This window comes from Psychrobacter sp. T6-1 (assembly GCF_052258445.1).
In genome coordinates, this window is record NZ_JBQQFC010000062.1 from 1 (window position 1) to 11,239 (window position 11,239).

Consider the following 11,239-nt stretch of genomic DNA (forward strand, 5'->3'; position numbering starts at 1 on the left):
AAGTCTTGCACCTCATTGGCTTGTCCATGTGCGCCAAGCTGCCAATTATTATCTAGTTGATGCATAAGACTACCCTCAACCCGCCAAGGTAGCGTCTGCGTGACATCCTTCGTCTCAAGCTGACCTTCCAGACTATATAGCGGTCGTCCATTAACATCATAATCAAGCGCATAGCGAGTGCTCGGCATCTCCTTCCAGCGCATACGTCCAAGGACATCATATCCGCGAATATTTAACTGCGTCTTATCTGAGAGCTTACCGGTTAGATTCAAATCAATTGAGTAACCGTAACCTGAAGGATTATCAGGATTCCAGCCTAGATTCTCCTCCCCTAGCGCTGGCTCGTCGTAGTAGTAATCAAGATAAGCATCCGCTTTATCAATAGTATCTCGAATAGTATTGGACTCACTAGCTGCTAACACACGGCTGTTTAGAGTACCCGTCACCTTACCATCTAAAGCATGCAACCCCTGCCAAATATTGGCTTGAGTCGTTAAGTGCCAATCAGAAGCTATAGACTGGGTAAAACCAATATTGGCCCCTACTCTTTCGTTATGCTTAGCCTCCAAAAATAGCGGATAAGACTTACTCTGTGTTGGGTTTTGCTTGTTCTCGTATTGCCAGTAGACTTCTGCCGTCTCCTCACTAAACTCCATCAAATAATCATAGCGCCAAGCTAACCCGTAGCTAATAGCGCTGTTGGCAGGTTGTACATTAAGCCCCATCCGTCCTTGTACATAAGCATGCTCACCTGACTCTAAAGGCGCATCCCAATCATCGATAAAAGCGGCAATAGGCTGAGCAGGGCTATCTGCGCTCGCCATAACCTCAAACCCTACTTTGGGTGTTTGCGTTGGTATTTGGCTAGCAAAAATATTGGCGGACAGAAAAGTTGGCGCTCTACTCTCTGAAAGACTAGATTCTTGCGCGATAGCAGATATAGATAAGCTCGACCCTAAGCATATCAATGTCATAGAAGTAATAGAACTATCGAGTCGATAACGAGTTAATGGTTGCCAAGTTGTACGTACAGCTATAAGTAGTCTTGAGGAGATCATGGACGTTCCATAGATGACAAGCGATAGAATTTGGAGAGCAAAAAAAAGAGACAGGCCTTACTGTCTCTTTTTATATCTTCAATCATTTTATAGATTTCAAAACCCTTGAGGGATCATGTTGAATCTATAATCTTATAAAACAATTAAGCTGTTATCGGTAAACTTAGCCGTAATCTTACCGTCATTGTCCATCAGATCACCCAAGTCTTTACCATTAACGATGATATCACCAAGCTTACCATTACTATCGGTAATAAAATCACTATCCTCATCGACATTTAGAGTGATAGAGGCATTATTTTGCTTAATGATAAACTGAGTGCTGACGACGTCGTAGTCATTGTTCAAAGTCGATTTTCCAGTAACAAATAGAGTCTTACCCTTCACGCTGGCAGTTAGGCCTTTAAGCTCAACAGCATTGCGAGCCGTACGCTCAAGCTGGGCTTGGAAGTCAAGTGGAATCGTTAATTTATCATTTTTGGTGACATCGCCTTTGATAGCTAGTAATACTTTCATACCTACAAAATTGTTAGCACTCTCTACAATATTACCCGTACTATCCACAGTGATAAACTTCTTGATATCATCGGCATCAGCAAGAGCATTCAGGGTAAGCGTTACATTAGTTGCTGGATTTTCCTTAATCATCTGACCAGTTAAATCGATCTTGTAAGGTATAGTGCGTACTGCTAAGGTACCGTCGGCAAGCTCTTTGCTAATGTCCATGACTTCAATAGCAAAGTTTCTCGCTTCGATCACGCTATCATTGGCTTCTAATTTTAGCTTACCTAAAGTAATGACGCCTTTTTCGAGAGTGACGCCTGCTACATTGGCTTCATCAAAATCAAACTCGTCATTGAAAGTGACTTTTTCGCTGAACTGGCCATTGACTGTGGCGCCTTTGGTCGTTGAACTCAATAGTATAGCTTCTTTGCCAGTACCAATTTTAATACTATTAAAACCAAGACTACCCTTAAAATTGTCAGTATTAGTGTTTGAGCTCAAGGCATTTTGATAATCATCGAAACTTAGGTCAAAAGTATCCACGATTATAACTATTTCATCAAACTGACCCGTTTGCGAGTTGTAGTCATACTCATACTCTTCGAGCTCTACCTCAGTGGTTCCGGTTAGAGCAAACTGACCATCTGCATTTAAGGTCGCTAAAAAACCTGCTTTTGGCTCAAGAGAAATATTACCTAAAGCGACTTCAAACTCTTCATCATTAGCTAAAGCCATAATGTTTGCAGCCGTTAGTCTTGAGAGATTGTTCTCTTGCATATAATAAGAAAGATTGTTCGGCACCTCTAAAGCATAGCCAAGCCGATCGTCCTGCTGGTCAGTGATGATGGCACTGGCACCCTCATAAGCTTCAGTGACTGCTTGATTATCACTAACAAACAGCTTAGCGGTACGTATCATCTCTTTAGCTTGCTCAAGATCAGACAGACTATTATCAACAGGAGGCTGAGTGGGAACACCTGGTGTGCCTGAGCCGTTATTAGAAGAAGTATTGCTATCATTATCATCGCCACAAGCGCTCAATGCTAAAGTAGTGGCTAAGGCTAGTACCGAAAGTTTAAAAAATTTCATTGCAATATCCTTAATGTCAGACGCCTTTATCAAAGACTATTCTGATTCAAATTATTTTATATTCCGTATTATAAGTAACCTTAAAGATTTTTATAGAAACAAAACAAAGAAACTAAAGTTCGCTCATTTGTTGCCAGAATATTACAACTAACGGTGAGATTAGTCTACAAGTTTTTGAGAAAATATAATTTTTCTTTGCAATAGTCATCGGCTCATTTCAATCTGATAGTTAGTAGTTCTCAATCACCTGCATAATCTCATATCTGAGCATATCAGCGCTCGGCATACGCTCAGCGTGAAAACGTACGATAGCGATGCCTGCACTAGCCAGCGCTTTATCTTTTTTGTCATCTGCTTTTTGCCGCGCTTTGCTATTGTGAGTCCAATCATCAAGCTCAATAGCCACAAGCGTCGTCTGCATATCGATATCTGTAATGACATAGTCCACACTCTGACGACAAATACGATTAAACCAAAAACTACGCTCGCTGGTCTCCTCGCTATTGGCCTCGATAAGACGCGATAGTTGCACCTGTACAAAAATATGATACTCAGGCAAGGCGTTTTTGAGCTTATTAAAGAAGATAACTTCGGTATCTGTCATGATGGGAATAGGTGCAAAGGGCCATATAGCCAAATCGTCACCGCGGACCGGCTGCGGTTCTGGATCTGCTCTTTTTGCGGTTGACTGCTGTCTAATGACTATGATCAGTCCTAAAAACCCTACTGCTGCGAGCAAAAATATAACACCAAATGACATGGTTGTGCCTTATGAATAAAAAAAGACTAGGCGACCTTTATAGGCCGATAAGTCGTACAAAAACAAATAAAAAGGTGCGAGTAGAATATAGCTCATCGTATATAAATCACTCAAAATCAGCAATTCACAAAACAAAAAACACGACAATGAATGTCGTGTCTTAATATATGATCTTATGCAGTTATGCTTACCAATACAAAACCCAAGCACCGGTGGTGTCGACTTTAGGGTCGCTGTTGACCTTGTCTTTGAGTGCTAACGCGGCAATCTTACCGCGCTCAGGACCAACGACGACGCGTACGCCGCGACTGGTTGCACTGGTTTTGACTTGATAGCCTGCCGACTTGAATTTTTTGGCGACTTCATCCGCCTTGGCTTGATTGCCAGCTAGCGCCACTTGTACCCCAAAGCTGCCTTTGGCGTCTGTCTCTTTGACAGTTTGGCGCGCAGCGCTTAGCTTTTGTTGTGCGTCGCGTTTGGCCTCAGTCGATTTTTTGGCGAGTGCTTCTTCTTTTTTACGTTTCTCTTCGCGTGAGCGTTCGGCAGCGGCGGCTTCACGCTCCAAGCGCTCGATTTGCTTACGCGAGGGAATAGTCAGGGTTTGGCCCAATCGTAGGTCAGTTGAAGGCGCGATGTCGTTCGCTTGTGCTAAAGCGGCAACGGGGACATTGTATTGACGAGCCAGCTTAATCAGACCATCGCCGCGCTTAACCTTATAATCTGTAGGCGATGTCGGTGGCTCACTTTTAGCCTTTTCGGCAGCGGCCCTATCTTCTATTTGCTTTTGACGAGCAGCAGCTTGTTCTTGCTCTTTTTGTTTAGCTTTGGCGTCTGTTTGCGCCTGTTGTTGTGCTTTAGCCTGTTGTTGTGCTTGAGCAAGTCTGGCGGCTTCTTGCGCCTCGGCACGCTTAGCAGCTTCTTGCGCTTGTCGTTCTTGTTGCTGTTGCGCGGCGATAGCGACTTGATTATCAGTTGAAGCTACCTCGCTCGTTGCAGCTATTGTCTGCGGTTGCACAGTAGGCGTTACTAGCGTGGTTTCTTGTACAGGCTCTTGTTCTGGCCCATCATTCTCTGATTCAGCGATATTGTCTCTGTAGCGCTCATTTTCTGCGCGAGCTTTTGCCAGCGCTTGGCTCTCAGCCGTTTCTTGCTCGGCTAAGAACTGCTCAGCGCGCCTCTCTTGCTCAGCGACGCGAGCGGCGCGCTCTTTTTGCTTTTGTGCCAAGAGTCGTTTTTCAGTATCGATATCTGTGGTCAATGGCGCTACTGCTACGGTATCAGGGCTTGCGGTATCAACGATAGCGGTCGTTTGCTCAGGGTTATTGTCGCCGCCTACTTGCTGCACCATAGCGTATAGCATGACGCTACCGCCTACAATCATTCCAATGCCCAATAAGGCTTGTCTCGAAAAGTTCATTCGTTTACGTCTCTTAGTAGGTTTAAGTCCGATTCGTTAGCGTCGCTATTTGTCTGGCTATTCGTTAGCACAAACTTTGGTCACTGTTGACCTCAATCGTCACTGTTTTAACAACGCACACATTATATTAGCTATTTTTTGATTATAGAGTATATTTTTGATGCTGTCTGCTACTAGGCTATGCCAAACAAGAACTACCAAGCAAACTATTTGATGATTATGACCACTTATTCACTATCAGCTATTTAGAACAGCGAGCGACTCCCCTATCGTATGAAAAGAGCCGCAAACAACAATTAGGTCCTGCTCAGTACTTGCCTCAATAACCGCTTGCACAGCCTGTGCTAGGTTTGCAAACTCCTTTATACTATCTGTATCAGTATACGCTGTCAAAACGCCCTTTAATTGCTCAGTACTGGCAGCACGAGGATAGTCAATCTCGGCGATAAACCACTCACTAATAGGTAAATCAGCTTGCGTCAACTGCTGTACCACGCCTTCAATATCTTTGTCCCCAAGCATAGAAAACAGCATTTTTATCGTGCCGGTTTGAGCACTAGACGTTTTCTGTGCTTGCTCTTGTAGATGCTGTTGCCAAAGCGGTAATAATTGCGCGAGCAAAAACGCAATGCCTTGCTCGTTATGCGCCACATCAAATAACCAATGGCGATTGTCAATCGTACGATAATCAAAACGTCCTGCTAACTTTACAGTTTGTAGCGCTTGCTTGATAGCAGCACTATCGACTTTTAATGGACTGGCTAACACAGCAGATAACGCATTAGCAGTATTGGTAAGTGATAGCGCTGGGCGCGGTAGCTCGAGCGTGACAGCGGCATTACTGTACTGCCATCTTTGGATATCCAGATTGCGATAGCCAAAATCTTGCTCGGCTTGATAGCAAGTAATATCCTGCTCATCAATGAGCTTCCTGACGCTATTTGGCATCTCATATGCACCATATATTAAAGGGATGCCTTGACGTAAAATGCCTGCTTTTTCGCGGCCAATGTCCTCAGTATTGTCCCCTAGCCAATCGATATGATCGATACTGATGTTGGTAATAACCGCTAAGTCTGGGTCTATGATATTAACCACATCTAAGCGCCCACCGAGTCCGACCTCTAATACCCAAACATCGCAGTCCGCGTTCGCAAATATCAATAAGGCAGCCAAGGTCGTCATCTCAAAAAACGATAACGTCAGCTCACAAGCCAAGCGGGCGCGCTCAACACTATTAAAAGCGTCAATCAAAGTCTCATCGCTGACCATCTCGCCATTAATACGGACGCGCTCATTAAATACGCTCAGATGCGGCGACTGGTACAGCGCGGTTTTGTACCCTGCTGCCTGAGTCATCGCCGCGATAACTGCTGTCGTTGAGCCTTTGCCATTGGTGCCAGCGACAGTAAACACATAAGCGTCGTCTTTCGCCGATTGTACAACGCCTAAATACTGTGCCACAGGCAGTACCCGTGATAGCCCCATGTCTATGGCTGAGACATGAATATGCTGCATGTAATTCAGCCACTCGGTGAGACTGGCGGTGCTATCTGGCGTGGCTGGACTGGGCTGGGATGCGCTAGAGACGGACATAGTAGAACCTACATTAACCTTTATAAGGTGACACAAAATTAGACAGCCGTAAATGACTTACGGTGATTTACAGCAACTGGCTAGGCAGTGTATAACATGGATACCAAAAACCAAACCTAAAAAAATAGCACTCATCGCCTATGCACGATAAATGCTATCTCTATATAAGTATAACCCAGCTGATATTTTAGCTTAAGCATCTACATTAGGCTTGTGACACATCTTTGCCAGCAAACGATAGATGGTATCTATCATCTGATGACGATGCACGACCTCATCGACCACGCCATGCTCAAGTAAGAACTCAGCACGCTGGAATGGCTCCTCTAGCGTCTCGCGCACCGTCTGCTCAATGACGCGCTTACCTGCAAAGCCAATCATCGCTTTGGGTTCAGCCAGATGAATATCGCCTAGCATAGCAAGAGATGCAGTTACCCCGCCATAGACTGGATTGGTCAATACTACAATATAAGGAATGCCCGCGATTCTCAAGCGCTCAATCGCGGCTGCCGTACGTGCCATCTGCATGAGCGATAGCAAGCCCTCTTGCATACGTGCGCCACCAGATGCAGCAAAGCATACCAAAGGTTTACGCTCTGCCAATGATTTTTCAGCCGCCTGTACAAAGCGATCGCCGACCACAGAGCCCATCGAGCCGCCCATAAAACGAAAGTCAAAAGCACAAGCCACCAGATCGATATTACGCAGTTTGCCGTACATGACGATTAATGCTTCACTCTCCCCAGTCTTAGCTTGCGCTTCATCCATACGCTTAGAATAAGGCTTACTATCGACGAAGCGTAAGGGGTCTTTTGCAGTAAATTCCTGTCCAAGCTCACCGTCTACTTGCTCCAAAAACCACTGCAAGCGCTCGCGTGCAGTCATCGTCAAATGATGCTCACAGTGCGGACAGACGTAGCAGTTGAATATCAGCGCGGTATTAGTAATTTTGGAGTGACAATTGCTGCATTGAGTTGACGGCTCTGTCTCTACCGCAGAAAGCGTTGGCGTCAATTGATGCTTGACCCCAGGTACCGGCCTGTCAAACCACGTACTAGGCTTGGTCATACCATCATTGGTAGCATCTGGTTTTTCTATCGTATCAGTCATAGTATTGGCCCTTATCCTAGGCTATTTGACAAGTCTACTCATAAACTTGCCGCTAATCGTTAAGTGTCGTTGCAATAATCCCTCATGTAGCACCATAACTTTGATAGTTATAGGCTTGACAATCATATATGCACAGGCTTAGTTTACACACGTAAACTAAATTTAGCAAAGCCAATCGGGTCTGCTGTTCTTTAGCCAAAATAACGTCGATGAGCCTGATTTATTGTTAATACGATTTAGCCATTTATGCACTTAGACTATCGAGTGCGGCGCGCAACTCATCCATCTTCGCCATGATTTTTTGCTGCGCGCTAGCAACGGCATTAGCGTCACTACCATCAATATCGGCAAAGTTTTGTACTAGTGCGCTACCGACAATAATACCATCAGCATGAGCACCAATCGCTTTGGCGGAAACGCCGTCACGGATACCAAAACCAACGCAGACAGGTAGATCGGTCTCTGCTTTGATCGCTTGTACTTGAGTGGCAACATCATCGGTATCAAGTGTGGCAGAGCCTGTCACCCCTTTGAGCGAGACATAGTAAATATAGCCGCCACAATGGGTCAGTACTTGCTCACGGCGCTCAGGCAAAGTGGTGGGCGATAGTAAAAAAATCTCGTTAATTGCATTATCCGTTAGATGCTGGGTAAAGCTACCCGCCTCCGCTGGTGGCAAGTCGACCATCAAGATACCGTCAACGCCTGATTGCTCACAAAGCGCAACAAATTTGTCATAACCGATAATTTCAACAGGATTGAGATACCCCATTAAGATAATCGGCGTCTGCGTGTTTGTCTTACGAAACTCACCTACCATCTGTAGCGCTTCGCGAGTACTCGTGCCTGCCGCTAGTGCCCGCTCACCTGCCAAGGCAACCGTTGGGCCATCTGCCATCGGATCAGAGAATGGCAAACCCACTTCTATCATATCTGCGCCATGCTTGACGAGATCATGAAGCAAGCTGACAAAGTTGCTCGGATTGGGATCGCCTGCCATTACATAAGGGATGAGGGCTTTTTTGTTCTGTGATTTTAAAGTTTCAAAGGTGCTTTCAATTCGGGTCATAGGGGTCTCTAAATATAATCAATGCGGCTTTAATCAAAGGGCCGCTATTAACAGCCCTTTTCTGATAGTTACTTGCTAATAGTTATTGGAGTATGGGACTAAAACTCAATCCCTTTTGCGCTCATTACCGAATGCAAATCCTTATCACCACGACCTGACATATTGACGACGATGGTTTGATCTGGGGTCATGGTTTTAGCAAGCTCTAGTGCATAGTAGCAAGCGTGAGCGGTCTCAAGTGCTGGGATGATGCCTTCTTTGCGCGTGACTTCATGGAAGCCCTCTAATGCCTCAGCATCCGTGCAGCCGACATATTCTACGCGGTGCATATCTTTTAAGAAGCTGTGCTCAGGGCCAACGCCTGGGTAGTCGAGACCTGCTGAGATAGAATGCGTTTCTTGGATTTGTCCATCGTCATCTGCCATAAGATACGTGCGGTTGCCGTGCAATACCCCAATACGACCTGCCGCAAGTGGCGCAGAATGGCGACCTGATTCAATACCATCACCTGTGGCCTCGACGCCGTACATTTTGACGTCAGTATCGTTGAGAAAGTCAAAGAACAAACCGATAGCGTTTGAACCGCCACCAACGCAAGCGACTAGGGCATCAGGTAACTTGCCCGTTTGTTGCAAATGCTGAACGCGCGTCTCTTTACCGATGATCGCCTGAAAATCACGTACCAAGAGCGGATAAGGATGCGGACCTGCGACCGTGCCAATGATGTAATAGGTGGTATCGACGTTGGTGACCCAATCGCGCATCGCCTCGTTCATCGCATCTTTGAGCGTGCGTGAGCCTGAGGTAACAGGGACAACAGTGGTGCCCAATAAACGCATACGATAGACGTTCATCTTTTGACGCTCAACGTCGTCTGCACCCATATAGACGATACATTCTAGCCCTAAACGCGCGGCGATCGTCGCTGTCGCGACCCCATGCTGACCTGCGCCTGTCTCAGCGATAATACGTTTTTTACCACTCATCTTGGCAAGGAGTGCTTGCCCGATAGTGTTGTTTACTTTGTGTGCGCCAGTGTGATTTAAGTCTTCACGCTTAAAATAAATTTGCGCGCCGCCGATCTCATCGCTTAGACGCTTGGCGTGGTATAGCGGCGTAGGACGACCAACGTAATTGACTAGGTCGTTATGATACTCCTCCCAAAATGCGGGATCGGCTTTGACTCTAGTATATAGCGTCTCAAGCTCTTCAAGCGCCGCCATTAGCGTCTCAGAGACAAAGCGGCCGCCATGTACACCAAAATGTCCGCGAGCATCAGGGTATTGGTTAAAATCTTGTACGCCTTCTAGATTGGCAATCGTTTCTGCTAAATTGGTTGCGAGCTGACTCATGATATTTCCTACTTAATATGGGAGGTTTTAAAATAGATAGTGTTGCTAATAACTTGAAGTTCGCTTACAGCGTCTCGTTTTGCCATCGATCACGCTTGACCGCTTTTATAAATCCGCGCATTTTTGCTGTATTTTTTTTGCCTTTTGCAGACTCTATACCACCGCTGACATCAACCGCATAGATAGGTAGCTTATGAGTTGCGGTGACGTTTTTTTCATCTAGTCCACCTGCCAAAATAATGGGCAAGGCACTCTCAGATGGTATTAAGTCCCAGTCAAAATGATCACCAGTACCGCCGTATTTTTGCGGATGATAGGCATCGAGCAAAATACTACTTGCGCCAGCATCAGCAAAAGCGTCAATCTGAGATTTTACGCTATCTTGTGTCTCTTGCTCAGCATTAATGCGTAAGGCTTTTATCCAGCGCTTGCTTACGCTAGCAGCGAGCGCCTGACACTGCTCGGCAGACTCGTCACCGTGAAACTGGATAATATCAAAGGATACTTGCCCCGCTAACTGCATAAGCTCATCCTTTGACATATTGACTACTAACGCCACTACGCTCACAAAGGCGGGAATAGCGCGAGTTAAGGTTTGCGCTTGCTCTATTGTTACCGTGCGCGGGCTTGGTGGATAAAACACTAGACCCACAGCATCCACGCCCAACTGTATCGCGGCATGAATATCATCAAGACGAGTAAACCCGCAAAACTTTACGTGCATGAGATGACCTTTAAACACCAAAGGGGGTTAATTAGGAGGCGAAAACTAAACATTTATCATCGAAGAAATTACCATCAGAAATGATGATGATTTGTTACCTGTGGGGCAAATCAATTGCATCCAAAAACTTATCCTAGCATACTTTTATGCATCGTTTTGTTTATGATTAGGATAAGGAAAGCTAAATGGCAAATAATGACAATAAGGCTGAAAAAGACAAGGGGCGCACGCCGCACTATTTGATGTGGTTTCGCCGTGATTTGCGTATACATGATAACACTGCATTAGCCGCACTTTGTGAGCAGGCTGACGATAATGACGCGTCAGTAACAGCCGTTTATTTTTATACCCCTGAGCAGTGGCACACTCATGATATGTCACTAGCGCAAGTGGATCATATCGCCCGCACTCTGCCTATTTTGGCGCATGATTTGCGCAAAGATTTTAATATCACGCTACAAGTCTATGCCTGCGCGCATTTCGATGACAGTATCGCGGCTCTCCTTGAGTTTTGTGAAAAAGAAAAAATCAGCTGCCTAATGGCCAACCACGAATATGAA

10 protein-coding genes are annotated in these 11,239 nt (G+C 45.5%); 1 reads left to right on the forward strand and 9 read right to left on the reverse strand.

What is annotated here, in order from left to right:
• From ACTXGO_RS05520 to ACTXGO_RS05560, 9 genes are all read right to left on the reverse strand, one after another.
• Nucleotides 1–1,058: hypothetical protein (locus ACTXGO_RS05520; RefSeq protein WP_443573634.1), on the reverse strand; the 1,058-nt coding region annotated here is incomplete at its 3' end.
• Between the two features lie 132 nt (nt 1,059–1,190).
• On the reverse strand, nt 1,191–2,651 hold the full coding sequence (locus ACTXGO_RS05525) for a hypothetical protein (protein WP_443573636.1): 1,461 nt from the start codon (nt 2,649–2,651) through the stop codon (nt 1,191–1,193).
• 229 nt (nt 2,652–2,880) lie between these two features.
• Nucleotides 2,881–3,411, reverse strand: coding sequence for a DUF2726 domain-containing protein (locus ACTXGO_RS05530; protein ID WP_443542592.1), 531 nt, complete (start codon nt 3,409–3,411; stop codon nt 2,881–2,883).
• Nucleotides 3,412–3,598: 187 nt separating this feature from the next.
• Nucleotides 3,599–4,828 carry an SPOR and LysM peptidoglycan-binding domain-containing protein gene (locus tag ACTXGO_RS05535; protein ID WP_443542593.1) on the reverse strand — a complete coding sequence of 410 codons (1,230 nt, stop codon included), beginning with the start codon at nt 4,826–4,828 and terminating at the stop codon, nt 3,599–3,601.
• Between the two features lie 237 nt (nt 4,829–5,065).
• Nucleotides 5,066–6,424, reverse strand: coding sequence for a bifunctional tetrahydrofolate synthase/dihydrofolate synthase (gene folC, locus ACTXGO_RS05540; protein ID WP_443573638.1), 1,359 nt, complete (start codon nt 6,422–6,424; stop codon nt 5,066–5,068).
• 192 nt (nt 6,425–6,616) lie between these two features.
• A complete protein-coding gene (accD, locus tag ACTXGO_RS05545) occupies nt 6,617–7,492 on the reverse strand; it encodes an acetyl-CoA carboxylase, carboxyltransferase subunit beta (RefSeq protein ID WP_443542657.1) in 876 nt (291 codons plus the stop codon).
• 286 nt (nt 7,493–7,778) lie between these two features.
• Entirely contained in the window at nt 7,779–8,603 is an 825-nt protein-coding gene (trpA, locus tag ACTXGO_RS05550) for a tryptophan synthase subunit alpha (RefSeq protein WP_443542596.1), read from the reverse strand.
• Nucleotides 8,604–8,701: 98 nt separating this feature from the next.
• Nucleotides 8,702–9,955, reverse strand: a complete 1,254-nt coding sequence (gene trpB, locus ACTXGO_RS05555) for a tryptophan synthase subunit beta (RefSeq protein ID WP_443573640.1) — start codon at nt 9,953–9,955, stop codon at nt 8,702–8,704.
• A gap of 64 nt (nt 9,956–10,019) precedes the next feature.
• Nucleotides 10,020–10,679 (reverse strand): phosphoribosylanthranilate isomerase, encoded by a 660-nt coding sequence (locus ACTXGO_RS05560; protein ID WP_443542600.1) that lies wholly within the window; start codon nt 10,677–10,679, stop codon nt 10,020–10,022.
• Nucleotides 10,680–10,864: 185 nt separating this feature from the next.
• Here ACTXGO_RS05560 and ACTXGO_RS05565 point away from each other — a divergent pair.
• Nucleotides 10,865–11,239, forward strand: a 375-nt coding sequence (locus ACTXGO_RS05565; RefSeq protein WP_443573642.1) for a deoxyribodipyrimidine photo-lyase, incomplete at its 3' end; no start/stop codon positions are given.